Source organism: Arthrobacter sp. NQ7, assembly GCF_029581595.2.
Classification (GTDB): Bacteria; Actinomycetota; Actinomycetes; order Actinomycetales; family Micrococcaceae; genus Arthrobacter; species Arthrobacter phenanthrenivorans_B.
Genome location: NZ_JARFXU020000020.1, coordinates 45,260 through 68,902 on the forward strand (window position 1 = coordinate 45,260; position 23,643 = coordinate 68,902).

At 66.0% G+C, this 23,643-nt stretch carries 25 protein-coding genes and 1 tRNA gene; 16 read left to right on the forward strand and 10 right to left on the reverse strand.

Annotated features, from left to right (window positions below; genetic code table 11):
- Positions 1–52: 52 nt before the first annotated feature.
- From PUN71_RS17785 to PUN71_RS17800, 4 genes are all read right to left on the reverse strand, one after another.
- On the reverse strand, positions 53–1,162 hold the full coding sequence (locus PUN71_RS17785) for a serine hydrolase domain-containing protein (protein WP_277799469.1): 1,110 nt from the start codon (positions 1,160–1,162) through the stop codon (positions 53–55).
- A gap of 38 nt (positions 1,163–1,200) precedes the next feature.
- Complete coding sequence (locus PUN71_RS17790; RefSeq protein ID WP_277799470.1) at positions 1,201–2,289, reverse strand: glutathione S-transferase family protein; 1,089 nt, start codon at positions 2,287–2,289, stop codon at positions 1,201–1,203.
- 29 nt (positions 2,290–2,318) lie between these two features.
- On the reverse strand, positions 2,319–3,059 hold the full coding sequence (locus PUN71_RS17795) for a M50 family metallopeptidase (RefSeq protein ID WP_277799494.1): 741 nt from the start codon (positions 3,057–3,059) through the stop codon (positions 2,319–2,321).
- A 192-nt stretch (positions 3,060–3,251) separates the two neighbouring features.
- Positions 3,252–3,554 carry a DUF4193 domain-containing protein gene (locus tag PUN71_RS17800; RefSeq protein WP_018761323.1) on the reverse strand — a complete coding sequence of 101 codons (303 nt, stop codon included), beginning with the start codon at positions 3,552–3,554 and terminating at the stop codon, positions 3,252–3,254.
- A gap of 195 nt (positions 3,555–3,749) precedes the next feature.
- Between PUN71_RS17800 and PUN71_RS17805 the strand changes: the two genes are divergently transcribed.
- The 4 genes from PUN71_RS17805 to PUN71_RS17820 all read left to right on the forward strand — a co-directional run bounded on the left by PUN71_RS17805 (position 3,750) and on the right by PUN71_RS17820 (position 6,512).
- A complete protein-coding gene (locus PUN71_RS17805) occupies positions 3,750–4,889 on the forward strand; it encodes a glycosyltransferase family 9 protein (protein WP_277799471.1) in 1,140 nt (379 codons plus the stop codon).
- Complete coding sequence (locus PUN71_RS17810) at positions 4,886–5,857, forward strand: glycosyltransferase family 9 protein (protein ID WP_277799472.1); 972 nt, start codon at positions 4,886–4,888, stop codon at positions 5,855–5,857. Before PUN71_RS17805 ends, PUN71_RS17810 begins: the two co-directional genes overlap by 4 nt.
- Before the next feature lie 71 nt (positions 5,858–5,928).
- Positions 5,929–6,159, forward strand: a complete 231-nt coding sequence (locus PUN71_RS17815; RefSeq protein ID WP_043455913.1) for a hypothetical protein — start codon at positions 5,929–5,931, stop codon at positions 6,157–6,159.
- Positions 6,160–6,320: 161 nt separating this feature from the next.
- Entirely contained in the window at positions 6,321–6,512 is a 192-nt protein-coding gene (locus PUN71_RS17820; protein WP_043455915.1) for a three-helix bundle dimerization domain-containing protein, read from the forward strand.
- 12 nt (positions 6,513–6,524) lie between these two features.
- Here the strand turns inward: PUN71_RS17820 and PUN71_RS17825 are convergent, their stop codons facing one another.
- Together PUN71_RS17825 and PUN71_RS17830 are read right to left on the reverse strand one after the other, a co-directional pair.
- Positions 6,525–7,550, reverse strand: a complete 1,026-nt coding sequence (locus PUN71_RS17825; RefSeq protein WP_277799473.1) for an NADPH:quinone reductase — start codon at positions 7,548–7,550, stop codon at positions 6,525–6,527.
- A gap of 114 nt (positions 7,551–7,664) precedes the next feature.
- Positions 7,665–9,269, reverse strand: a complete 1,605-nt coding sequence (locus PUN71_RS17830; RefSeq protein ID WP_277799474.1) for a phospholipase D family protein — start codon at positions 9,267–9,269, stop codon at positions 7,665–7,667.
- A 124-nt stretch (positions 9,270–9,393) separates the two neighbouring features.
- On the opposite strand from PUN71_RS17830, the gene PUN71_RS17835 reads away from it, so the two are divergent.
- The 3 genes from PUN71_RS17835 (at position 9,394) to PUN71_RS17845 (ending at position 10,831) form a co-directional block, all read left to right on the forward strand.
- Complete coding sequence (locus tag PUN71_RS17835; RefSeq protein WP_277799475.1) at positions 9,394–9,855, forward strand: GatB/YqeY domain-containing protein; 462 nt, start codon at positions 9,394–9,396, stop codon at positions 9,853–9,855.
- A 182-nt stretch (positions 9,856–10,037) separates the two neighbouring features.
- Positions 10,038–10,445 carry a rhodanese-like domain-containing protein gene (locus tag PUN71_RS17840; RefSeq protein ID WP_277799476.1) on the forward strand — a complete coding sequence of 136 codons (408 nt, stop codon included), beginning with the start codon at positions 10,038–10,040 and terminating at the stop codon, positions 10,443–10,445.
- Positions 10,446–10,615: 170 nt separating this feature from the next.
- Positions 10,616–10,831 carry a hypothetical protein gene (locus PUN71_RS17845; protein WP_043455922.1) on the forward strand — a complete coding sequence of 72 codons (216 nt, stop codon included), beginning with the start codon at positions 10,616–10,618 and terminating at the stop codon, positions 10,829–10,831.
- 173 nt (positions 10,832–11,004) lie between these two features.
- Here the strand turns inward: PUN71_RS17845 and PUN71_RS17850 are convergent.
- Positions 11,005–11,087 (reverse strand) — tRNA-Leu (locus PUN71_RS17850).
- Positions 11,088–11,257: 170 nt separating this feature from the next.
- Here PUN71_RS17850 and PUN71_RS17855 point away from each other — a divergent pair.
- Complete coding sequence (locus tag PUN71_RS17855; protein ID WP_277799477.1) at positions 11,258–12,562, forward strand: M20/M25/M40 family metallo-hydrolase; 1,305 nt, start codon at positions 11,258–11,260, stop codon at positions 12,560–12,562.
- Between the two features lie 12 nt (positions 12,563–12,574).
- Entirely contained in the window at positions 12,575–13,735 is a 1,161-nt protein-coding gene (locus PUN71_RS17860; protein WP_277799478.1) for an acyl-CoA dehydrogenase family protein, read from the forward strand.
- A gap of 104 nt (positions 13,736–13,839) precedes the next feature.
- On the opposite strand, the gene PUN71_RS17865 is transcribed toward PUN71_RS17860, so the two are convergent.
- On the reverse strand, positions 13,840–14,073 hold the full coding sequence (locus PUN71_RS17865; protein WP_018771130.1) for a DUF5703 family protein: 234 nt from the start codon (positions 14,071–14,073) through the stop codon (positions 13,840–13,842).
- 40 nt (positions 14,074–14,113) lie between these two features.
- Between PUN71_RS17865 and PUN71_RS17870 the strand changes: the two genes are divergently transcribed.
- Positions 14,114–14,380, forward strand: coding sequence for a hypothetical protein (locus tag PUN71_RS17870; RefSeq protein WP_141941360.1), 267 nt, complete (start codon positions 14,114–14,116; stop codon positions 14,378–14,380).
- Positions 14,381–14,412: 32 nt separating this feature from the next.
- Here the strand turns inward: PUN71_RS17870 and PUN71_RS17875 are convergent, their stop codons facing one another.
- A complete protein-coding gene (locus PUN71_RS17875; RefSeq protein ID WP_277799479.1) occupies positions 14,413–15,342 on the reverse strand; it encodes an aldo/keto reductase in 930 nt (309 codons plus the stop codon).
- A gap of 51 nt (positions 15,343–15,393) precedes the next feature.
- Here PUN71_RS17875 and PUN71_RS17880 point away from each other — a divergent pair, with 51 nt between their 5' ends.
- The gene (locus PUN71_RS17880; RefSeq protein WP_277799480.1) at positions 15,394–16,227 is read left to right on the forward strand and encodes an undecaprenyl-diphosphate phosphatase; all 834 of its coding nucleotides are present in this window, start codon (positions 15,394–15,396) and stop codon (positions 16,225–16,227) included.
- Positions 16,228–16,242: 15 nt separating this feature from the next.
- Complete coding sequence (mshC, locus tag PUN71_RS17885) at positions 16,243–17,520, forward strand: cysteine--1-D-myo-inosityl 2-amino-2-deoxy-alpha-D-glucopyranoside ligase (protein ID WP_277799481.1); 1,278 nt, start codon at positions 16,243–16,245, stop codon at positions 17,518–17,520.
- 152 nt (positions 17,521–17,672) lie between these two features.
- On the opposite strand, the gene PUN71_RS17890 is transcribed toward mshC, so the two are convergent.
- The gene (locus PUN71_RS17890) at positions 17,673–18,578 is read right to left on the reverse strand and encodes a PAC2 family protein (protein ID WP_043455929.1); all 906 of its coding nucleotides are present in this window, start codon (positions 18,576–18,578) and stop codon (positions 17,673–17,675) included.
- Between the two features lie 199 nt (positions 18,579–18,777).
- Here PUN71_RS17890 and PUN71_RS17895 point away from each other — a divergent pair, with 199 nt between their 5' ends.
- The 4 genes from PUN71_RS17895 (at position 18,778) to arc (ending at position 23,641) form a co-directional block, all read left to right on the forward strand.
- Entirely contained in the window at positions 18,778–19,461 is a 684-nt protein-coding gene (locus tag PUN71_RS17895; RefSeq protein ID WP_043455931.1) for an HAD family hydrolase, read from the forward strand.
- Complete coding sequence (locus PUN71_RS17900; RefSeq protein WP_277799482.1) at positions 19,454–20,644, forward strand: site-2 protease family protein; 1,191 nt, start codon at positions 19,454–19,456, stop codon at positions 20,642–20,644. The genes PUN71_RS17895 and PUN71_RS17900 overlap by 8 nt, the downstream gene beginning before the upstream one ends.
- 98 nt (positions 20,645–20,742) lie before the next feature.
- Entirely contained in the window at positions 20,743–21,807 is a 1,065-nt protein-coding gene (locus tag PUN71_RS17905; RefSeq protein WP_043455932.1) for a tRNA (adenine-N1)-methyltransferase, read from the forward strand.
- Positions 21,808–21,889: 82 nt separating this feature from the next.
- Positions 21,890–23,641: a proteasome ATPase gene (gene arc, locus PUN71_RS17910; protein ID WP_043455933.1), complete on the forward strand. Its 1,752-nt coding sequence runs from the start codon at positions 21,890–21,892 to the stop codon at positions 23,639–23,641.
- Positions 23,642–23,643 lie beyond the last annotated feature (2 nt).

Consider the following 23,643-nt stretch of genomic DNA (forward strand, 5'->3'; position numbering starts at 1 on the left):
TCCGGACGTGCTTGAGTATTGCCCATCCGGCCACAGTAGGGCCGGCTGACCGTCAGGACAAGCCGGCTGCGGAACGCCGCACTTCGGCTGCCAGGCGGTGGGCGCGGCCCGGGGTACGCCCCTCTTCCGCGCGCCGCGGGATGTAGCCGAAGCCCAGGCCATAGGACGGGTCGGCAAAACCAAGGGCCGCGTTGGCCCCTTCATGGCCGAACGCCCGGTAGCTGCCGAAGTTCCGCGAGGGGTGGGGCTTCATGAAGACGACGGCGAATGCGTTGTCCAGCCCGGAGGACCGGTCCAGGCCCCAGACCTGTTCACGTGCCATGGCTTCCAGGGTCCGCGCCTCAAGGAACGGCGCACCACCCTCGACGCCTGTTGTTGCCGCCGCGTACAGGCGCGCAAGGCCGTCGGCGGACCCCACGCCGCCGGCCGCGGACATGCCTGCCGCCCGGACGGACCGGATGTTCGGCAGTTCCATGATGGTGCTGACCGGGGCGTTGCTGTTCATGCCCTCCACGCTGAGCGGGTCAACCCAGCCCTGGTCCGGGGCGTCGTCGTAAAGGACGTCGCGGTAACGCGGCTCAAGGTCTGCCGGCAGCCCGAGGAAGAAATCCACGTCCTGCGCCTTTCGGATCCGCCGGTCGTAGATGTCCTGGAGCGCCTCGCCTGCAGTCCGCCGGCACAGCTCCTCCATGAGGATGCCGATGGTGAGGGCGTGGTAGCCGAACTGCCGCCCCGGCTCCCACGAGGGATGGGCCGCAGCGAGCCGTGCGGCGGCGGCTGGGGTGGTGAATTCGTCCAAGCCAAACCCGCCCTCAATGCCCATCAGCCCCGCCTGGTGGGACAGCGCCTCCCTGACCAGCAGCCGGTCTTTCCCGTGCACGCCGAATTCCGGCCAATAGTGCGCCACGATCTTATCCAGGTCGAGGACGCCGTCCTGGACCAGCAGGGCTACGACCATTGCCGCGGCCCCCTTTGAGCACGAGTAGGCACCGGTCAGCGTATCCCGGGCCATGTCCGGGCCGCCGGTCAGCTGCACCACCGGGACGCCGCGGTGGTACGCCGCGAGCTGTGAGCTGTAGCCGGGATCATCGGCGAGGAACGACTCGAACAGGGCCAGGACGTTTTCGTACCCGGGCGCCACGAAACCAAGGGAAGTCTGCATGGCCTTCAGTGTAGTAGGAAAGCGATTTCCTGTAGTGGTCAGCGGGCGGCACCATGGCCCGGCGCAACTTCCTCGCCCGGCTTGACCGGGCCGGGTGGCGTGCCGTCGCCGAACGGCCGGCCGCCAAGGGACTCCCGGCCGTGGTCTTCCAGCCAGTTACTGAGGTCCGGCCCTGCGGGAACGATGCCCGTGGGATTGATGTCCTCGTGGACTATGTAGTAGTGCCGCTTGATCTGCACAAAATCGATCGTGTCCCCAAAACCGGGCGTCTGGAACAAATCACGCGCGTATCCCCACAGGTTGGGCATCTCGCTCAACTTCTGCCGGTTGCACTTGAAGTGTCCGTGATAGACGGAATCGAACCTGGCCAGGGTGGTGAAGAGGCGCACGTCCGCCTCCGTGATGGTGTCGCCCACCAGGTAGCGCTGGCGTGACAGGCGGTCCTCAAGCCAGTCCATCGCAGCCCAAAGCCGCCCGTACGCTGCGTTGTAGGCCTCCTGCGAGCCTGCGAAACCGCAGCGGTAGACGCCGTTGTTGACTTCGGTGAAGACTCGCTTGTTGACCTGGTCGATGTCCGCGCGGAGGTGCTCGGGGTAGAGCTGCGGTGCGCCCGGGCGGTGGAACTCTGTCCACTCCGTCGAAAAGTCCAGGGTGATCTGGGGGAAGTTGTTGGTCACTACTTGACCGCTGGGCACGTCCACTATGGCAGGTACTGTTATTCCGCGCGGGTAGCCGGGGAACCGCTTGAAGTAGGCCTCCTGCAGGCGCTCTATGCCAAGGACAGGGTCCATGCCGCCGGGATCAAGGTCGAACGTCCATGAGCGGGCGTCGTGCGTTGGACCTGGCTGGCCCAGGGAGATGGCATCCTCCAGCCCCAGCAGGCGCCTGACGATCACCGTGCGGTTTGCCCAGGGGCAGGCCCGTGCTGCGACGAGGCGGTAGCGCCCGGCTTCCACCGGCCACCCTGGCTCGCCGTTGCTCCCCGGAGAGGCGTTCCGGGTGATTCGGTCTTCGATGTAATTAGTGTCGCGGGTGAACTCAGCGCCGCCTGTGACGTAGGCGCCGCGGGTGCTGTAGCCGTCGGCGGTACCGGTCGCTGCGGGAGTGTTTTCCGTTTCCTGGCTCATGTCCCAAGCCTAAACGCCACCCCCACGATCTAGGCGCCGGCCAGCAGGATTGCCGAGATGGGCTGCCAGGCCGCGAGCCAGGATCCCGCCACGAGGAGTGTGAACAACATGATCCAGATGGCTGACGGCACAGCCGTGGCACGGTACAGGAGATAGGCGTCCGAGCTGGCGAGGCGGTCGCGGCGACGGGTGTGGACCTGGGCAAGTTTCAGCAGGTCGCGGACGGCCGCCACCAGCAGGGCAACTCCCAGGATGACGGCCATGTGCCCTACAGCCGCCGGGGGTGCAAGGACCGCTGGCAAGGCAGTGGCGGCGATGGCGGTCGCGGTGATGGCGAAACCGGCAAGGTTCCGAAGGAAGAGGAGGGAAACAGCCAGGACCAGCGCGCTGGCCGCCATCGCTGCCGTTCCCCAGCCGTTGAGACCGCACCAGACGAATGCTGCGCCGACCAGCGCAGGGACCGGGTACCCCCAAAAACAGGACCAGGCGGCCGCCAACCTGCTGCGGCCGTACGTGGTGGTAGTCCCGGAATGGTCGAGCCGCAGCCGGATTCCGGACAACCGCTGCCCCGTGGTTACAGCCGCAAAAGCATGGCCAAGTTCATGGGTGGCGGTGGCAATCAGGCCGAAGTAGCGCCAGCTTCGGGCGGGAATGGACAGGACGACGGCGGCTGCCAGGGACAGCAGCATTTCCTGCCACGTGATGTTGGGCACGTCTGCATGCCTGAAGACTGAACCAAGGATGTTCCCTACGCTCGCGGCGCCGTCCATCGCTGCCTCCTGGCTGTTGCTTGGCGTCATGGGTTCCGCCCAACGTTATGCCCCGCAGCTGGGTGGAACCTCAAGGTGAACCCACCGGACCGGGACTCCCAAGGGGGCTGGGGCTATTAACAAGGAATGGCACGCCGGGTGCGGCGTGCCCTTCCATAGGGGGAGTATTCGTCCCCTGCTGACGCTTGTTGGTCAGCCTTCGCACTCGGTGCAGTAGCTGTGTCCATCTTTCTGCCGGGCAATCTGGGACCGGTGGCGGACCAGGAAGCAGGAGTAGCAGGTGAACTCATCCTCAGCCTGCGGGATGACCTGGACTACGAGCTCCTCGGCGACGAATTCGCCGCCAGGGACGCCGGCGCCGTCCAGCCCGTCAGCTTCGTCCAACTCCTGCACAACACTGCGGGCGTCGGGAGCATTTGCTGACTGGAGCTGCTCGAGAGAGTTGTCCTGCGATTCCTTGACGTCGGAACGCAGTTCATCGTAATCGGTTGCCACTTTAGGTGCTTCTCTTTTCTTTGATTGGCTGTCGGGTATGAAACGTACAGCATCAGGCCGGTATTCCCCAACAGGAAGCGTAGATCTGTCGGGTATTGGGTACAGGTTCAAGGGAGCAGACGCACGTTGGCGGCGTCGGTGCGGCTGGAGGGGCAGCGGGGTGCTGTCTCCTGTGCATGACGGAAGGGGCAGGTTTTGGAGCAACTGACCGCGGAATTCGGTGGTGCGGCACAGGTTGGTATTGGTGTCGGTCCCGTGCTGGAGAAGTTCAACTCCGTTTCCAGGATTGCCGTGCTGCGCGGAGGCGGCCTGGGGGACCTGATCTTCGCTGTCCCGGCAATGGCTGCGTTGAAGGCCGCCTATCCGGCAGCCAGTATCACACTGCTGGGCACTCCCATTCACAAGGCGCTGCTGGGTGCCGTGAAGAGTCCGGTGGATGACGTCGTTGTCCTCCCATTTGCGGAAGGAGTCCGGCCAGGGGAAGAGGATGAGGCCGGACTGGACCGCTTCTTCACTGACATGCGTGCCCGGAACTTCGATCTTGCGGTCCAGCTTCACGGCGGGGGACGGTACTCCAACCCCTTCCTGCTTCGGCTGGGCGCCCGCCATACGGTCGGTACCCGTACGGCAGACGCAGCAAGCCTTGAGCGCACCGTTCCCTACCTGTATTACCAGCACGAACCTTTGAGGGCGCTCGAGGTTGCCGGGTTCGCGGGAGCCTTCCCTGTCGACCTGGAGGCCCGGCTGGCCCCGGCAGACACGGCAGCGCCGGATGTTGCAGATGGGGACGGCACTCAGCCGCTGGTGGTCATCCACCCGGGCGCCACCGACCCACGTCGCCGCTGGCCCGCGGAAAAGTTCGCCGAACTCGCGGCGGCCTGTGCGGCGGACGGCTCCCACGTGGCCATCATCGGCGACGCGAGCGAACAGGAGTTGGCGGAGGGGGTCGCGGCGCGGGCGGCGTCAGCGGACGTCCGGTCCGTGGCTGGTGCCCTGGACATGCGGGGCCTTGTGGGGCTGCTGGCGGGAGCTGACGTTGTGGTGGCGAACGACAGCGGCCCCCGGCATCTTGCGCAGGCGCTGGGCGTGCCCACTGTCGGCATATTTTGGGCGGGCAACGTGATCAACGCGGGAGCCCTGGGCAGGAGCCTGCACCGCGTACACGCTTCATGGGTCACGGTCTGTCCCACATGCGGCATCGACGTGACCCAGGTCGGTTGGACGGCGCCGCGCTGCGTACATGACGATTCGGTCGTTGCAGGAATAGATGTGCAGGATGTCTACGAAGATGTGCGCAGCCTGGCGGCCACGGCGTTCGCAAGGCAGGATGCATGAGCCGCACCGGAACCATGGCGGCGTCCAGTGAACCTGTTGCCGCTGATGGCAAGCCCGAGCTCCTGGTGCTGCGCGCGCTGAAACTGGGGGACCTCCTCGTCGCCGTACCTGCCCTGAAAGGAATCCGGCGCGCTTTTCCGGAGCACCGGCTCCGGTACGCGGCGCAAGGGTGGCTGTCGGAGGCTCTGGGGCTGGTGGGCGGCTATGAGCTGCTGCCCACGCATGGCCTGGACGAACCGCTGGCGATGGATCCCGGTGTGGTGGACGTGGCCATCAACCTCCACGGCAGCGGCCCGGAGAGCCAGGGACGGATTGAGGCTTTGAAGGCGCGCCGGACCGTGGGTCACCTGAGCAAGCACCGGGACGGACCGCCGTGGCGCCCGGAACTGCACGAGCGCGAACGCTGGGTAAGGCTGCTGGAATGGCACGGCATCGACGCGGATCCGCTGGACGTCCAGTTGAACATGCCCCATGTGCCCAGCCCGGTCCCGGGCGCAACTGTCCTGCATGTGGGGGCGGCGTACGGCAGCAGGCTCTGGCCGGCGGAGCGTTTTGCAGCGGTGGCGTCCGCCCTCGCCGAAGCCGGACACCAAGTGGTGTTCACCGGCGGAAAGTCCGAACGGGAACGCGCCGTCGAAGTGTGCCGCCTGGCGGGACTTCCGGGTACAGCGATGCTGGCCGGCGTCCTGGGCCTTGGCGAGTTCGCTGCCACGGTCGCCGGTGCGCGCCTGGTGGTCTCCGCTGACACAGGTGCCGCACACCTGGCATCCGCCTACGGGACCCCCTCGGTGGTTCTTTTTGGTCCGGCGCCGCCGGAAATCTGGGGGCCGCCGCCGGGGCCGCATGTTGTCCTGACGCGCGAGGATCTTCGGCGCGGCGATACCTTCGCCGCCGACCCGGATCCCGCCCTGCTCGCCGTGCAGGTGCCGGATGTCATGGCTGCCGTCAGGGGCCTGGGAGTGCTGTAGGGGCTGGGTTTGGCCTGATTTATGTGGGTCTGCGGGGGTCTGGTGGAGGTGTTGGGGCCTAAAATTGGTGCATGGGCACTGAGCTGGAAATCGCTTTGGTGTTGGGGACGGCGTTCCTGTGGATGGCCGTCACGTTAACGATCCTGTCCGCCATCGACCGCTCGGAACGGAAGGCGCGCCGGCAGGAACGGCATGAGCTCCGCAGGGAGAAGCGGCGGATTGAATACCGTCCGGTTGCCGCAGGCTCCCATCTGCAGGGACGGACCCGCCATCCACGGTCGCACAGGTTCCACCTGCACTGACGACGACGGGTCCCGCCGCGGGTGCCTCGGCGTGGGCCACGTGGCTGGGCGGGCACGGGAGGGCCCGCCCGCCGTCGTCCAGTCGCTCCTGTCACGCCAACCCTGTGGCACCCGCTTCGTCAAGTCTTGACGGGCGGGACCGGAAGCCAGACACTTTCCCGATGGGAGTGAACGAAGAGTTGCGGGCGCTTAGCGACGTCGTTGACCGGCTTGCGGCAAAGTTTCCTGCCCTGCCGCGGGAGCACATCGAGGATGTGGTCCAGGAGGAGCACAGCCTCCTGGACGCGGGCAGGGTCCGGGCGTTTGTTCCCGTCCTGGTGGAGCACGCCGCGAGGGACCGCTTGTCCCGCTGAGGCGGGGGTTTGTCAGGGCGCCGGCGCGACGTCGATGAGCACCTTCCCCACCGTTCCCCGTTCCACTGCGTCGTGCGCGGCGGCAGTGTCGTCAAGGCTGAACCGTGTCAGCGGGAGTCCGTGTTCTTCGCCAACCTGCAGGGCGCCGGCGGCGAGCGCTTCGCCCACAGCGGCCACAGCGTCGTGTTTCTGCCGGTCGGACACTGTATAGGTGAGGATGAACTGGAAGCGGACGTTCCCGGTCATGCTCTCGCGGATCGGAACAGTCAGGGATTCCCCCGGGTTGGCCGCGTAGATCGAGATTGTTCCCCCGGGCTTGAGCACCTGCAGGTCGGTCTGGAGGTTGGCGGGGGCGTTCACGTCCACGATGATGTCAACGCCGTCCGGTGCGGCATCACGGACCGACCGGACGACGTCGTCGGCCCGGTAATTGATCACTGTCTGCGCGCCGGCCCGGCGGGCAAGGTCCGCTTTACGGTCTCCGCTGACGGTGGTGATGACGTTGGCTCCTGCCCAGCGGGCGAGCTGGATGGCGGCGTGGCCGACGGCTCCTGCGCCCCCGGTGACCAGGACGGCACGCCCGGCCAGCGACCCTGGGGAGAGCCTGGCAGGTCCATCCTCCAACGCGGTCAAGGCCCGGTGCGCGGTCAGCGCCGGAATTCCCAGCGATGCCCCCGTATCGAAGGACTCCGTAACGGGGAGCGGGACGGCTTTGTGCGCTGGCACCGTGACATATTCCTGGGCTGTTCCTTCGTTGCCGCCCCAGGCCACATCCCAAAGCCACACGCGGTCGCCCGCCCTGGGATTCTCCACTCCCGGCCCCACTGCATCAATGACACCGGCACCGTCCTGGTTGGGGACTTTGGGGGCGTCCAGCTTCTTGTTTCCGCCCCCGGCCCGCGACTTCCAGTCGGTGGGGTTGACTCCGGACACCACCATGCGGACGCGGACTTCGCCGGGGCCGGGACCCGTCAGCGCCTTCTCCTGGAGCGTAAGGACGGATGAAGGACCCGTTGCCTCGTACACCACTGCTTTCATGATTTCTCCCCGGTCCCGATGTGAGCTGCCGTTACGCCTCCAACCTACCCAAACCCAGGCCCGGGGTATGCACCCCCGCCGGCGTGGGTACCGGCCTGGCCGCATCCGGCCGGGCTAGAAGCGGTCTGTCCGGCGGAGTTTGCGGGGACGGCCGTCCGGGTCAACGATGAACCGGCACAGGGGGTCGGCCCAGAGCCGCTGGATGACCGGAACGGCCTGGGGAACGTGATGGCGCACCTGGCCTGCCGGGCGCGTCCCACGGCCGCTCCGGTGCCACTCGTCCAGGGCGTCAGCAGTCCTGTTCCACAGTTCCAGCCCCGGCCAGGCGGACTGGAGCTCCGGGCCGTCCTGCTCAAGGCCAAGGTGTTCGGCCCACAGCTGCAGCCTCAGTTCCCTGGCCAGCGGCCGGGGCCGGGAATCGCCGCTGCCTGCCGTGGCCGGGTCTTCACCGGACGTGTCGACCACAGCGCAGGTGAGCTCGCTGTCGGTGGTCCAGGACCGGCGGTTGAAGTTGTCAGATCCGCAGGTGAACCAGGTGTCGTCGATGATGCAGATCTTGGCGTGGACGTAGATGGGGGTTCCCTGGCTGTTTTCCAGGTCGAACACCCCTACCCTCCCTGGCGCGGCTTGGCGGAGCATGCCGATCGCCCTGTTTTGCGCCAGCCGCTTGGGCGGCCCGCTCAGGAAGCCATCGGAGTCCGGGTACCTGGGAACCACGATGATCACGTTCAGGCCGGGGTTGTCCTTCAGCGCGGATGCGATTCCCGCTGCGACCTCCGTGGACCACAGGTACTGGTCCTCAATGTAGATCAGTGACCGGGCCTGGGCGAAGGCTTTGGCGTAGGCGCGCGCTATGGATCGTTCTCCTCCGGGCGCGAAAGGGAACGGCGGGTGCTTGTGGCCGTAGGTGCGCAGCAACTGGACGGCGTGGGGACCTGCCGGCGGCGGCGGGGGAGCGGTTTCGGGCAGCGGCTTGGGATGCCGGGGCATGCGGGCCAGGCGCTGCAGCAGCATCCTGTAGGGCGTGTGCCGGTCCAGCGGATGGGGGTCGTTCCACCGTTCCGCAAAGACCGCCAGGACGTCGGCAACCACCGGGCCCCGCAGTTCGAGGGCTGCGTCGTGCCACGGGGGCCTCTTGCCATACCGGGCATCCATTTCGACCGCCTGCGGATCCCCGGCATGCCCCGCATCGTCCCGGCGGCTGTGGGACAGGTCGAGCCCACCAACAAAAGCCACATCCCGCGAGGGGTCGTCACGTCGGCGGATCACCAGCAGTTTCTGGTGATGACAGCCGAAAAGACGGACGCGCTGGTCCAGGAGTGCTTCGCCGCCGGAGTCGTTGATGTGCCGGCTGAGGTGCTCGTTGGAGCGTCCGCTGATGGGGGCGGACACGCGCTCGCCGTGGGACCGCCAGACCAGGCCCCGTACTTCGACGCCGGAACGGGCCAACTGTCCCAGCAAGCCCCCGATGGTGGTGCCGCCGGGTTCCAGCTGCTCATCGGCATCACCCCGCCAGTCGGTGAACCACACCCGGTCTCCGGGCTGCAGGGCCGACAGCTCCTCGTACAGTCGTGAAAAGTAGGTTGTGCCGTGGACCAGGGGGCGCACCAGGTTGCCTTCAGACCACGAGGGGGATCCTGCACCGCCCCTTTGGACGTCGGATGCAGGGTTTCCCCGCTCAGTCCGGTCCAGGAACCACTTACCAGCGGTGCTGTCCACCTGGCGCTCCTTCCGGGCCCGTGGAATCAGGCCGCTGCGGATTCCAAACTAGCCTATGAAGACGGGGGCCGGTCCGTCCGGCAGCGATTCCACAACTCCCGCAAACCTCAAGAGGAGCAGAACCATGGCACTGAAGGACAAACTCAAAGGCGATGTCGTCGCCCACATGAAGGCAGGCAACAAAGTGGCGCTGACTACCGTGCGCAACGTCCTGGGCGAAATCGAAACCCGGGAGAAGTCCGGCAAAACACCGGTGGAACTCGATGACCTCCAAGTGACGGCGCTGCTCCAAAAAGAGGCCGCCAAGCGGCGTGACACCGCTGCCACCTACACAGCGGCGGGACACCAGGAGCGGGCCCAGGCCGAGATCGCGGAGGCAGAAATTATCGAGGCCTACCTGCCCAAAGCCCTCAGCAGGGACGAAGCCGAAGCCATCGTGGACGAGGTCATTGCCGGCCTTCGAGCAGGGGGCAGCGATCTGTCAATGCGCTCCATGGGAGTGGTCATGAAGTCGGTGACCCCCAAAATCGGCGGGCGCTTCGACGGCAAGGCTGTCAGCGACATGGTGAAGGAGCGGCTGGGGTAGGCGGGCAGGGCCCCGGGCCGGACCTGGACCGCTTTGCCTCCGACGGCCACGGGCATGGACAACCGCCACGGCCAGACGCTTTGCTTGATTGCGGGGCATTCTTCATGGTGAAACGGGCTTCAGTGTGGGACAGTGGCCCGATCAGCAGGAGTGGCCCGATCAGCAGGTAAAGCGAGGAAAAGGTGAAGCAGTTACCCATCTCCGGCGCCGCCGCCGGGTCGTTGACGATCGACGAATTGCTGCTTGAAAGCCGCCGGGGGCTCGACCGCGTCCACCCTTCGGCTCTTGAACAGGAAATGGCGGCGGGCGCCCTTGTTATTGACACCAGGCCGGTCGATCAGCGGGACCGCGACGGCGAGCTGCCCGGTGCCGTCGTTATTGACCGAAACGTTCTCGAATGGCGGCTCGATCCCTCCAGCCCCCATCGGCTGCCGATGGCAGGCGACTACACCCGGCGGATCGTCGTCGTCTGCAATGAGGGCTACAGCTCCAGCCTCGCTGCACACACCCTGCAGCGCCTCGGACTGACCCGCGCCACCGACCTCATCGGCGGATTCCAGGCCTGGGCGGCCCTGCACCGCGGTCCGTGAAAGTACCGGGTCCGGGCGGAAGCCGCCGGCCGCGGGGATCCGGGACCTTCGTCCCTGTTGGCCGCGCACCGGTTCCCGTTGAATTGTTGATCGGAGCGGGCAGCAATCCGCATCCGGCCAGGTCCATACCCGCCGCCGCGCAGGCCCGAACACGGAGACACCGTCCGCCCATGAACCTCAAAGACCGCTGGAACGCCCTTGACCGCACCACACAGAAGTGGCTGCTCGATAACCCTGGTTGCCAAATGCTCCCGCGGACCCTCACCACCGTCATCTCCAGGGAATGCGGGGAGGACCTGGCCACCGGGCTGCACGGGCAGGCGCTCATCTCCCGTGAGGATCAGGATTTCATCCGATCCATGGCGGCGGGCACCGCACAGGCGTGACAGACGCTTCGCGGGGCTGCCAGCGGGGCTGATCCATCGTCGAACCAGCGGACGGTGCCGTGCCCCGTTCCGGATGCCACACGGTCGTGTTCCCTTTGCCGGACACGGGCGCGGTCTCTTTGGAGACACAAAAAAGCCCCGGAACATCAATGATGTTCCGGGGCTTCCCATTGTGCGCGGAGGGGGACTTGAACCCCCACCCCCTTTCGAGGACTAGCACCTCAAGCTAGCGCGTCTGCCATTCCGCCACCCGCGCAGGTGGTATTTCGGGAAGCATCTCCGCCTTTCAGCGTTTCGCGCCTCTCCGAAGCAGCGAGAAAAACTCTAACACGAACTTTCCGGGAACAACGAATCGGGCCAAGTAGGTAGGCTGAGGGCAGCGATTCAGCTCGTGCCAACGAGTCATTCCCTACCAAGGAGCCACCAATGCCTGACGTCCTGCCCGAGGATGAAGTTGTCCGGATCTGCCAGGAACTCATCCGGATCGACACTTCCAACTACGGCGACGGGTCGGGGCCGGGGGAGCGGGCTGCGGCAGAGTATGCCGCCGGACTCATCGAGGAAGTGGGGCTGGACGCCGAGATCTTCGAGTCGGCTCCCGGCCGTGCGAACGTTGTCACCAGGATGGCGGGGGAGGACCCCTCGGCCAGTGCGCTGGTGGTCCACGGCCACCTGGACGTCGTTCCAGCGCTCCGGGACCAGTGGTCCGTTGACCCGTTCGGGGCAGAACTGAAAGATGGCCTCATTTGGGGACGCGGCGCCGTCGACATGAAGGACATGGACGCCATGATCCTTTCGGTGCTGAGGAGTTTTGCCAGGGAGGGCCGGAAGCCCAAGCGGGACATCATCTTCGCTTTCTTCGCGGATGAGGAGGCCGGCGGCGTGTATGGCGCCCGCTACGCCGTGGACAACCGGCCCGGACTTTTCGAAGGCGCCACCGAAGCCATCTCCGAGGTGGGCGGCTTCTCGGCCACAATCGGCGGCCAGCGGACCTACCTGCTGCAGACCGCGGAAAAGGGCATCTCCTGGCTCCGCCTCGTTGCGCACGGACGTGCCGGCCACGGTTCGCAGATCAACACCGACAACGCCGTCACCCGCCTTGCCGCCGCCGTCACGCGCATTGGCGAGTACAAGTGGCCAATCGAACTCACCCCGACCACCCGCCAATTCCTCGACGGGGTGACGGAACTCACGGGCGTGGAATTCGACGCCGACAATCCGGACCTCCTGCTCAACCAGCTGGGCACCGTGGCCCGCTTCGTCGGCGCGACGCTGCAGAACACCACTAATCCCACCCTCCTCAAGGGCGGCTACAAGCACAACGTCATTCCAGAATCCGCGGAGGCCCTGGTCGATTGCCGCACACTTCCCGGCCAGGAACAGCAGGTCCTGGAAATCGTGCGCGAACTCGCCGGCAACGGCGTGGACGTCAGCTACGTCCACAACGACGTCTCGCTGGAGGTCCCGTTCGCCGGCAACCTGGTGGACTCGATGATCGACGCTCTCCACAAGGAGGACCCCGGCGCCAAGGTGCTGCCCTACACGCTCTCCGGCGGGACGGACAACAAGTCGCTCAGTCGCCTGGGCATCACCGGCTACGGGTTTGCGCCCCTCATGCTGCCGGATGAGCTGGACTTCACCGGCATGTTCCACGGGGTGGACGAGCGCGTCCCGGCAGATTCCCTGAAGTTCGGTGCCCGGGTCCTGAACACCCTGCTCACTAACTACTAAGAGGAGCCCGCCGTGAGCCCAGAGGAACTGCTGCCGGATGAGCTCCTGGAGCGTATCCGTGCCCGCGCTGCCGGCTACGACCGCGACAACGCCTTCTTCCATGAAGACCTGCAGGAGCTGGCGGCAGCAGGGTATCTGAAGCTTTTCGTTCCAGCGTCCGACGGCGGTGCCGGGCTTGGCCTCGAAGCGGCAGCCCAATGCCAGCGCAGGCTGGCAACGGCTGCCCCGGCCACGGCACTCGCCGTCAACATGCATCTGGTGTGGACCGGCGTCGCACACGTCCTCGCCGCCCGGGGTGACCACTCGCTGGGCTTCGTCCTGGAGGAAGCCGCGCAGGGCGAGGTCTTCGCGTTTGGCAATTCCGAGGCCGGCAACGACTCCGTCCTCTTCGACTCCCGGACTGTGGCCAAACCCACTGGGGACGGCGGGTACTCGTTCAGCGGGACCAAGATCTTCACCAGCCTTTCCCCGGCATGGACCCGCCTGGGGATCTTCGGCAAGGACGCAGACGCAAGGGACGGCGCCGGCGAACTGGTCCACGGCTTCATCACGCGGGAAACGCCCGGCTACCGGATCCTTGACGACTGGGACACGCTGGGCATGCGGGCCAGCCAGTCGGCCACCACTGTCCTTGAAGGTGTGGAGGTGCCGCCGGACAGGATCTTCCGCAAGCTGCCGGTAGGACCCAACGCCGACCCCCTGGTCTTCGCCATCTTCGCCTGCTTCGAAAGCCTGCTGGCGGCCGTGTACACAGGCCTGGGGGAGCGGGCGCTGGCCGTCGGCGTGGAGACGGCGAAGCGCCGCACCTCGTTCAAGAACGGCGGGCGCAGCTATGCCCAGGACCCTGACATCCGCTGGAAGGTGGCTGACGCGGCGATGGCCATGGACAACCTGTACCCGCAGCTCGCCTCGGTGACCGCAGACGTGGACGCGCTGGCCGACCATGGAAGCCAGCGGTTCCCGAAGCTGGTGGGCCTGAAAGTGAACGCCACCGAGACTGCGCGCCGGGTGGTCGACCTCGCCATCCGCGTCAGCGGGGGATCAAGCTACTTCAGGGGTTCGGAGCTGGAGCGCCTCTACCGGGACGTGCTGGCCGGGATGTTCCACCCGTCCGACGATGAGTCCGCGCACAACACCGTGGCCAATGCCTGGCTGGGACCACTGGAGGACTAGACGGTCCGCTGGACCGGCAAACCCTAGACGGTCCTCTGGACCTGCAAACCCTAGACGGTCCTCTGGACCGGCAAACCCTAGACGGTCCTCTGGACCTGCAAACCCTAGACGGTCCTCTGGACCTGCATCACCCGGCGGCGCAGCCAGAACCGCCTCCCGCCGCCCACGTAGAGCTTGCTGCGCTCCAATTCCCACTTGCCGTATTCGGAGTGTTCCACCAGCCGGCGCCGCGCCTCGGGCAGGGAATCATCAGGGCTGACGGTCAGTACGAGGTACTCGTACTGCCGTAAATAATCCCGTTCCCGCTGGACCGAGCTGGTGAGAAATTGTTCCTTCATTTGCTCTCCATTTTCGTCCTTTTCCGGCTAACGTGAAGTCATGAGCATCGATCCGCGTGTCGCGCTTTCGTCCCTGACCACCGCTTTGGAAGAACACCTTATAGCAGCATCGAACCGCCGCGGGGACGGTGACCCCTCCGTCGAGGCAGCTTTTTTCGCCGTGGCCGATGCCTTTGAAGTTTATGAAGACGCCCTCTACGAGGCCTACAACGAAGTGACCCCGCTTCAGGTCTTCGACGATGAGGACGAAGAGGACGAGGAAGCCGACGTGGACGACGACGAGGACCTGGAGATCGTCGAGGAATAAGGGCACCGGAAAAGCTGGGTGGGCGCCCGCCGTCAGCCGGCGGAGACGTCCTCAAGGGCCCGTGCAATCTGCGGCGGCAGCGGGGAAAGCTGGGCGTCCAGGATTTCCTTCAGCTGTACCGGCGTGCGGGCGCCTACAATCGCCGTGGCCACCCCCTGCTGCGACAGCAGCCACGAAAGCGACACATCCTGCGGGGTCCGGCCGAGGCCGTTGGCAGCCATGCACACCGCATCCACGATCCGCGACGGCTTCTCCGCCAGGTAGGCCTCCACATAGCCTGCCTCGCTTGTGGCCCCCCTGGATCCGGCCGGAATACTGCCCCGGTATTTTCCGGTAAGGACGCCCCGGCCCAGCGGACCCCATGCCATCAGGCCAAGCCCGGCATCCTCGGCGGCCGGGAACAGTTCGGCCTCGGCCGTCCTGTCCAGGAAGGAATACTCCGCCTGCACTGCCACCAGCGGGACGGTGCTGATGGCCGCGGCCTTCGCCGCCTGCCACCCCGTGAAATTCGAGATGCCGGCATAGCGCGCACGGCCCGTGCGGACGGCAAACTCAAGCGCAGCCAAGGTTTCATCCAGGGGAACATTGCCGTCCCACGCCTCGACGAACCACAGGTCGATATAGTCGGTGCCCAGCCTGGCCAGGCTGGCGTCGAGACCGGTGAGCATCGCATTCCGGGACGTGTCCACCGCGCGGCGGCCATCCGGCGTCGTCATTCCCGCTTTGGTGGAGATGGACACCTCCGTCCGCGACACCACGTCGCCCAGCAGCGAACCAAGGACCGCCTCCGAGCCGCCGCCCGCATACGAGGCCGAGGTGTCGATGTGCCTGCCGCCTGCGTCAAGGAAGGTGCGCAGCAATTCGGATGCGTCCTGCTCGTCGGTTTCCTTACCCCACGACAGGGTGCCCAGGGAGAGGGCTGAAACTCGCAATCCACTGTTGCCGACGTAACGCTGCTGCATAGCAGCAAGCTTACGGGCAGAACCACCGGTGCCATGCCGTAGGGTCTTAGCGTGAACTGGTTTGAAGCGGCCCTGCTGGGCCTAGTGCAGGGACTGACCGAATTTCTACCTATTTCATCGAGTGCGCACCTGCGGATCGTGGGGGAGTTCCTCCCCAATGCGGAAGACCCGGGGGCGGCTTTTACGGCCATCACCCAGCTGGGGACCGAGACCGCCGTGCTGATCTATTTCTGGCGGGACATTGTCAGGATCATCAAGGCGTGGGCGGGCTCGTTCACCGGCAAGGTTCCCCGGCACGATCCCGACGCCCGGATGGGGTGGCTGGTGATCCTGGGCAGCCTGCCCATCATCGTCCTGGGGCTGCTCTTCCAGGACCAGATCGAGTCCGTGCTGCGCAGTATGTGGATCGTGGCCACCATGCTGATCGTATTTGGCCTCATCCTGGCCGTAGCGGACGCGGTGGGGGCCCAGAAGCGGGACCTCGCCCACCTCACCTACAAGCACGGTATCCTGTACGGCCTGGCCCAGGCGCTGGCCCTGATCCCCGGCGTTTCCCGGTCCGGGGGCACCATCACCGCCGGCCTGCTCATGGGCTATACCCGCGAAGCCGCCGCGCGGTACTCGTTCCTGCTGGCCATCCCCGCGGTGTTCGGCAGCGGGCTGTACCAGCTGTTCAAGGTGGTCACCAAGGAAGGCATCTCCGGCCCGTTCGGGCTGCCTGAAACGGCACTGGCCACCGTCATCGCCCTGGTGGTGGGCTACGTCATTATCGGCTGGTTCCTGAAGTTCGTGTCCACGCGCAGCTACCGGCTGTTCGTCTGGTACCGGATCTTCCTGGGACTTGCCCTCTACCTCCTGCTTGGTTTCGGTGTCATCAACGCCTAGGGCTAGGCTTGGCTTGTGAAATCCTGGACTTCCCGCCCCGTCCCCGCCCTGCCCGGAAACATGCCCGCCGTCCGGCTCTTCGACACTGCGGCAGGCCGCGAAGTGGCACTGGAGCGGGAGGCCAGGCCGTCCATGTACGTCTGCGGCATCACTCCCTACGACGCAACGCACATGGGCCATGCGGCAAGCTACGTCGCCTTCGACCTGCTGAACCGGGTCTGGCGCGATGCCGGCAGTGAGGTCTCCTACGTCCAGAACGTCACGGACGTGGACGACCCCCTGCTTGAACGCGCCACGGCCACCGGCGTCGACTGGCGCGACCTTGCGGCGGAGCAGGTGCAGCTCTTCCAGACAGACATGGAGGCCCTGAACGTCCTGGCCCCGGACCATTACGTCGGCGCAGTGGAATCGATCGGCCTCATCGTTCCCGAAGTCGAGCGCCTGGTCAGCATGGGGTTGGCCTACCAGGTGACCGGTACCAACGGTGAACCTGACGGCGACGTCTATTACGACGTCGAGGCGGCAGGCAAGCAGTCAACCGCCCCTGACGCCTGGTCCCTGGGCTGCATTTCCCACCTTGGCGAAAGCACCATGCTGGAGCTTTTTGCCGAACGCGGAGGCGATCCCGGCCGGGCGGGAAAGCGGCAGGCACTGGACCCCCTCCTCTGGCGGGTTGAGCGGCCGGGAGAGCCCAGCTGGCCCGGCGGCAGCCTTGGCGCAGGCCGTCCCGGCTGGCACATCGAATGCACCGTCATCGCCCAGAAGTACCTGCCGTCTCCCTTCACCGTGCAGGGCGGCGGGTCCGACCTGATCTTCCCCCATCATGAGATGGGCGCCGGCCACGCCTACTCGTTGGCCGGGGTCCCGCTCGCCCGGCACTACGCCCACGCAGGCATGGTGGGGCTGGACGGCGAAAAGATGAGCAAGTCCAAAGGCAATCTGGTGCTGGTTTCCAGGCTCCGCGCCGCGGGGGAGGACCCGGCGGCGATCCGCCTGGCCATCCTGGCCCACCACTACCGCTCCGACTGGTCCTGGACCGATGAAGGGTTCGCAGCTGCCAAGGCGGACCTGGCAGCCTGGCGGAAGGCCCTCGACCACGCGCCGGAAGGTTCCGGCGCGGCGCTGCTGGCCGACATGCGGGAAGCCCTGGCCGCCGACCTCAACGCACCGGCGGCAGTGGCCGCGGTGTCCCGGTGGGCACGGACCGCGAACGACGGCGGTGCTGCCGCCAGCGCTGCTGACCGCGCCCTGGTCCAGGACGCGGTGGACGCCCTCCTGGGCATCAGGCTCTAACTTCCGCGCAAGGCTCTGCCTTCGCACGGCGGCAAAGGGAGGGCCCTGGCCAGGATTGCTGAACTGCTCCCGCCCAGGGCCCTTCCCTTTGGCTCACCCGAAACGGGCCAGCTCGTCAAGCCCGGAAAACCAAGCCAGCCAGCCAGCCAAGGTCAGGGCTTGTCCTGGCCGCGCCGCTTCAGGTAACGCTCGAATTCGCGGGCAATGGATTCGCCACTGGCCTCGGGCAGGTCGGCGGTGTCCTTGGCTTCCTCCAACTGCCGCACATACGCTGCAATCTCCGGGTCCTCGGTGGCCAGTTCGTCCACACCACGCTCCCAAGCGTCGGCTTCCTCGGCCAGTTCGTGGGTGTCCAGGGGAACCTGGAGCAATTCCTCGATGCGGTGCAGGAGGGCCAGCTGGGCTTTGGGCGAGGGAGCCTGCGCCACGTAATGCGGGACGGCAGCCCAGAGCGACACCGTCGGGAGACCCGCCAGCAGGGCCACCTCGGACAGGACGCCCACGATGCCCACGGGGCCCTCGTACTGTGATGCTTCCAGGTTCATCCGCTCCCGGAGCGGACCGTCGTCGGATGATGTGCTCACCGGGATCGGGCGGCTGTGCGGGACATCGGCGAGCAGTGCGCCCACCAGGATCACATAATCCACGTTAAGGGCCTCGGCGTGGGCCAGCAGCTCCGCGGTGTAGGCGCGCCATTTATAGGATGGCTCGGTCCCCTGGACGAAGATGACATCCACGTTGGAGTTGGGTGCACTGGCCTTATAGATCCGGGTGGACGGCCACTTGATCTTCCGCTCACCGGCAGCGTTCCTGCGCACCGTGGGGCGGGTGAACTGGAAGTCGTAGTACTCATCGGCATCGATGGACGCCACTTTCTTCCCGCCCCACAGCTTGTTCAGGTAACGCAGGGAATCACTCGCCGCCTCTCCGGCGTCGTTCCACCCCTCAAACGCGGCAAGCATGACAGTTACGCGCCGGCCGTCAGCCACCGGCTGCAGGAACCGTTCCCGCTCGGGTCCGGCACCCTGTGCGGCGGTGTCTCCCTCGAAGCTATTCATTTCTTCACCCTACGTCCAAGGTGCACGCCCGCGCATGGAATGAAGCGCCGCAAATCGAGTCCACGCGGTACAAACGGGACCCGCCGCGGGCCTAATTCGCCAAGGGCGTAGCCCCCAGCCGCCGTCCAGCCAGGCCCCGTAGACTGGCAGCATGCGATCTCCTGCCGTTGGTTCCCCACTCAAAGCCGTCCTTTGGGACATGGACGGGACCATCGTGGACACCGAGCCTTACTGGATTGCCGCCGAACGCGCGCTCGTGGAGGCCCATGGCGGAACGTGGAGCCACGACCAGGCCATGCAGCTGGTGGGACAGTCACTGACGTTCTCCGCGGGACTGCTGCAGCAGGCCGGCGTCGAGCTGGACATCCGCGAAATCATCGATTCCCTGACGGCCCGGGTGATCAGCAGCGTCCAGCAGCAGGTGCCCTGGCGGCCGGGAGCACGGGAACTGCTGGAAGAGCTGCATCAGGCGGGCGTACGCTGCGCCCTTGTCACCATGTCCGAGGGGCCCTTGGCCCGGGAAGTAGTGGCCAGCCTTCCGCGGCCATACTTCGAGGTGCTGGTGACCGGCGACACCGTGAGCCAAGGCAAACCGCACCCGGAGGCCTATCTGACCGCTGTGGAGCTGCTGCAGGAGAACGATCCCGAACTCGCCGTCCACCACTGCGTGGCCCTCGAGGACTCCGTGCCCGGTGTGGCTGCAGCCGTCGCCTCCGGCGTTGCCACCGTGGCAGTCCCGCATATCGTGCCGCTGCCCGACGACGGCAGCTATGCATTGTGGGACTCGCTGGCCGGCCGCGGCCTGGCCGAACTGGAAGCCCTCCTCGCAGGCAGCGATCCGTCGGACACCTCAGCGGCGCCCTGGGGTGGTCCCCGTGGCTGAGCCCGGCAGTTCCGGGGGGACGGAAAGCCAAACCCCTGCCCGCCGCGAAGGGATCCCGCTGGGACGCATCGCCGGCGTGCCTATCGTGCTTGCATACTCATGGTTCGTCATTGCTGCCTTTACCGTGATCGCCTACGGCCCGGTGCTCGCCAGAAACAATCCGATGCTGGGTGTGAGCGCCTACCTGGTGGCCTTCGCCTACGCCGTCCTGCTCTTGATTTCCGTGCTTGTCCATGAGCTTGCCCACGCACTGACTGCCAAAATCTACGGTTGGCCCTCCCAGAAGATCGTCCTCAACCTCTGGGGCGGCCACACCCAGTTCGAAAGTTTCACCGCTTCCCCCGGACGGTCCGTACTGGTCGCTTTGGCCGGCCCGGCAGCAAACTTCGTCCTTGCCGGCGGAGCCTGGCTGGTGCTCGGCACCGACAGCCTTGGCAGCGTGGCGGACATCCTGACCAACATCTTCATGTGGGCCAACTTCCTCATCGGCGTCTTCAACGTCCTGCCCGGACTGCCGCTGGATGGCGGCCGCCTGGTCGAGTCCATCGTCTGGAAGGCCACCGGCAGCCAGGCGAAGGGAACGGTGGCCGCGGGCTGGGGCGGGCGGATCATCGTGCTCGCCATCGCCTACTGGTTCCTGCTGCGTCCTTTCCTCGCAGGCGAAAGCCCGGATTTCAGCCTGCTGATGATCACCATCCTGGTTGGCGGATTCCTCTGGATGGGCGCATCCGCGTCCATCCAGCAAGGCACGCTGCGGGGGCGGCTCCCGCTGGTAAGCGCCGCAGCATTGGCGGCGCCGGCTGCCGGGCTCCCCGCAACCGGCAGCGTCCGCGATGCCCTGCTGCTCGGAGCGGACGGCGCAAAGGCCGTGGTGGTCTGCGGGCCCGACGGCCGGCCGCAGGGGGTGGTCGACCCCGGTGCCCTCGCTTCGGTTCCCGCCGCCGCGGCGGAAACCACTCCGGTCACGGCCATCTCCTTCCCCCTGGCCGCCGGCGCCTACGTTCCCGAATGGTCCAAGGGGCAGGAGCTGATCAAGTTCCTTTCCCAGCTTGAGGGACGCCACTACGCCGTGGTGGACCACAACGGAGCCGTCACCGGCCTGCTGACCCAGGAGGCGGTTCTGGCGGCCATCACCGGCAAGCGCCAGCGCAACGATAGGTACCCCCAGGGCCAGAACCGGTAGAGTTACCTGCCGGTCGTGCATTGCCGTCGCCAAGCCACCAGGTCCCTTGCGGCCCGGGCGGCGGCGGCACAACAGGTTTACAGGAGCGAGGAAGAATCATGAGCAGCGAAACTGCCGTCAACGACGCCCAGGGAGCAGCGCAAGCCGGTGCTGCCGCCAGCGCCTCGCAGCCGGTGGGAGCTGCCCGTCGGCGCGGCCCCTTCCGCGAAGGTGAGCGGGTCCAGCTGACGGACGAACGCGGCCGGATGAACACCATCACCCTGGAACGCGGCGGCGCCTTCCATACCCACCGCGGTTTCCTCAACCATGACGAGATCATCGGCAAGGTGGATGGCTCCGTGGTGGTGAACAACGTGGGCCAGCAGTACCAGACCCTGCGGCCCCTGCTGTCCGACTTCGTGCTCTCGATGCCGCGCGGCGCCGCCGTCGTCTATCCCAAGGACGCCGGCCAGATTGTCACCATGGCGGACATCTTCCCCGGCGCCCGCGTCGTGGAGGCCGGCGTCGGCTCAGGCGCGCTCTCCATTTCCCTGCTCCGCGCCGTGGGCGACAACGGCTACCTGCATTCCTTTGAACGGCGCGAGGAATTCGCCGACATTGCACGTGGAAACGTCGAAACCATCTTCGGTGGTCCGCACCCCGCATGGCAGATCTCCCTGGGTGATTTCCAGGAAGAAGTGGTCAAGGCTGAGGAACCGGGTTCCGTGGACCGGGTGGTCCTGGACATGCTGGCACCGTGGGAGTGCCTGGACGCCGTCGCCACCGTCCTGGCCCCCGGCGGGGTCTGGATCAACTACGTCGCAACGGTCACCCAACTTTCACGCACGGCCGAGGCGATCCGGGCAGACGGCCGCTTCACCGAACCGGACGCCTGGGAATCCCTGGTCCGCGGCTGGCACCTGGAAGGACTCGCCGTCCGGCCCGACCACCGCATGGTCGCCCACACTGGTTTCCTGCTGGTAACGCGCAGGCTCGCCGACGGCGTCACCGGAATTTCGGTAAAACGCCGGCCGTCCAAGACCGAATTCAATGAAGAAGACGTCAACGCCTGGACACCCGGTGCGGTAGGGGAGCGGGCCGTGTCTGACAAGAAACTCCGTCGGGCCGCCCGCGATGCCATTGCAGGTACCAACGTCGTGGACACTCCCGAGGTTACGAACTAGTCCACATTTCGGGAGTCTCCATCCCTACCCGGCATCTTGGGACTAATGTCTTAAGAGAAGCGCAGGAAGGGGCTGATACATCATGGAGACACCAAACCAGGACTCCGGACGTACACCGGCAGAGCAGTCTGCCGCCAACGACCTCTCGGTTGCTGACCGCCAGGTCAACATCCTTCGGGACAAGCTCAGGCACATCGACCGCCAGTTGGCAGCGGCAACGCAGAACAACACCAAGCTGGTCAGCATGCTGGAGACGGCGAAGGCGGAGATCCTCCGGCTGAAGAACGCCCTGGACCAGGAAGGACAGCCGCCCTACAGCTTCGGCACCATCCTCCAAATCAACCCGAAACGGCAGCCGGCCCCCGGCAGCAGCGGCCAGGCTGCCACCGAGGAATCGGTGGACATCTTCAACGCAGGGCGCAAGATGCGCGTGGGCGTCAGCCCGCTCGTAAACATCAACCAGCTGGCCGTGGGCCAGGAGGTGCTGCTGAACGAGGCACTCCTGATCGTGGCCGGCCTCGGGTACGAGCGCGCGGGCGAACTGGCCACCCTGAAGGAGATGCTGGGACGCGACCGTGCACTGGTGGTGGGCCGGGCGGACGAAGAACGCGTTGTCCGGCTTTCCGGCGCCCTCCTGTCCGAGAAGCTCCGCGTGGGCGATGCGCTTTCGGTGGATTCACGGACCGGCTATGCCCTGGAAAAAGTCCCCCGCTCCGAGGTCGAAAACCTCGTCCTGGAAGAAGTCCCGGACATCACCTACGAGGACATCGGCGGCCTGGGCCCGCAGATCGAGCAGATCCGCGACGCCGTCGAACTGCCGTTCCTGCACCCGGACCTCTACCGTGAGCACGGCCTGAAGGCTCCGAAGGGCATCCTGCTGTACGGCCCTCCAGGCTGTGGAAAGACGCTGATTGCCAAGGCTGTTGCCAATTCACTTGCGGCCCGCGCCGCCGAACGGTCCGGAAACGTGGACCTGAAGAGCTACTTCCTCAACATCAAGGGCCCTGAGCTGCTGGACAAGTATGTCGGTGAAACGGAGCGGCACATCCGCCTGATCTTCTCCCGCGCCAGGGAAAAGGCATCAGACGGCAGCCCCGTGGTGGTGTTCTTCGACGAGATGGATTCACTGTTCCGCACCCGCGGCACGGGCATTTCCTCCGACGTCGAAACAACCATCGTGCCCCAGCTCCTCAGCGAGATCGACGGCGTGGAACGGCTCGACAACGTCATCGTGATCGGTGCATCCAACCGCGAGGACATGATTGATCCCGCGATCCTCCGGCCCGGCCGGCTGGACGTCAAGGTCAAGATCCAGCGCCCCGATGCCGAAGCCGCGGCGGACATCTTCAACAAATACATCACGCCGGACCTGCCGTTCCATGAGTCGGACCTTGCCGAACACAACGGGGACGTCCAGGCCACCGTGGATGCCATGGTCCAGCGCACCGTTGAAGCCATGTACTCCACGGACAAGTCCAACGAGTTCCTCGAGGTCACGTATGCCAACGGTGACACCGAGATGCTCTACTTCAAGGACTTCAACTCCGGCGCCGTGGTGCAGAACGTTGTGGACCGGGCCAAGAAGTATGCCATCAAGGACCTGCTGACCACCCATCAGAAAGGGCTCCGGATCGAGCACCTGCTGCGCGCCGTGGTGGATGAATTCCGCGAGCACGAGGATATGCCCAACACCACCAACCCGGACGATTGGGCACGCATCTCCGGCAAGAAAGGCGAACGGATCACGTACATCCGCACCATCGTCCAGGGCAAGGCCGGGCAGGAGCCAGGGAAGTCCATCGAGACGATGCCGACCACGGGACAGTATCTGTGACC

Bases quoted from the DNA above. Each gene is read 5' to 3' on its own strand.
- arc (WP_043455933.1), top strand. From the start codon at position 21,890: ATGGAGACACCAAACCAGGACTCCGGACGTACACCGGCAGAGCAGTCT.
- PUN71_RS17785 (WP_277799469.1), bottom strand. From the start codon at position 1,162: ATGCAGACTTCCCTTGGTTTCGTGGCGCCCGGGTACGAAAACGTCCTG.
- PUN71_RS17865 (WP_018771130.1), bottom strand. From the start codon at position 14,073: ATGAAGGAACAATTTCTCACCAGCTCGGTCCAGCGGGAACGGGATTAT.
- PUN71_RS17790 (WP_277799470.1), bottom strand. From the start codon at position 2,289: ATGAGCCAGGAAACGGAAAACACTCCCGCAGCGACCGGTACCGCCGAC.
- PUN71_RS17815 (WP_043455913.1), top strand. From the start codon at position 5,929: ATGGGCACTGAGCTGGAAATCGCTTTGGTGTTGGGGACGGCGTTCCTG.
- PUN71_RS17845 (WP_043455922.1), top strand. From the start codon at position 10,616: ATGAACCTCAAAGACCGCTGGAACGCCCTTGACCGCACCACACAGAAG.
- PUN71_RS17875 (WP_277799479.1), bottom strand. From the start codon at position 15,342: ATGCAGCAGCGTTACGTCGGCAACAGTGGATTGCGAGTTTCAGCCCTC.
- PUN71_RS17895 (WP_043455931.1), top strand. From the start codon at position 18,778: ATGGACGGGACCATCGTGGACACCGAGCCTTACTGGATTGCCGCCGAA.
- PUN71_RS17870 (WP_141941360.1), top strand. From the start codon at position 14,114: ATGAGCATCGATCCGCGTGTCGCGCTTTCGTCCCTGACCACCGCTTTG.
- PUN71_RS17855 (WP_277799477.1), top strand. From the start codon at position 11,258: ATGCCTGACGTCCTGCCCGAGGATGAAGTTGTCCGGATCTGCCAGGAA.
- PUN71_RS17820 (WP_043455915.1), top strand. From the start codon at position 6,321: ATGGGAGTGAACGAAGAGTTGCGGGCGCTTAGCGACGTCGTTGACCGG.
- PUN71_RS17890 (WP_043455929.1), bottom strand. From the start codon at position 18,578: ATGAATAGCTTCGAGGGAGACACCGCCGCACAGGGTGCCGGACCCGAG.
- PUN71_RS17795 (WP_277799494.1), bottom strand. From the start codon at position 3,059: ATGGACGGCGCCGCGAGCGTAGGGAACATCCTTGGTTCAGTCTTCAGG.
- PUN71_RS17825 (WP_277799473.1), bottom strand. From the start codon at position 7,550: ATGAAAGCAGTGGTGTACGAGGCAACGGGTCCTTCATCCGTCCTTACG.
- PUN71_RS17905 (WP_043455932.1), top strand. From the start codon at position 20,743: ATGAGCAGCGAAACTGCCGTCAACGACGCCCAGGGAGCAGCGCAAGCC.
- PUN71_RS17835 (WP_277799475.1), top strand. From the start codon at position 9,394: ATGGCACTGAAGGACAAACTCAAAGGCGATGTCGTCGCCCACATGAAG.
- PUN71_RS17810 (WP_277799472.1), top strand. From the start codon at position 4,886: ATGAGCCGCACCGGAACCATGGCGGCGTCCAGTGAACCTGTTGCCGCT.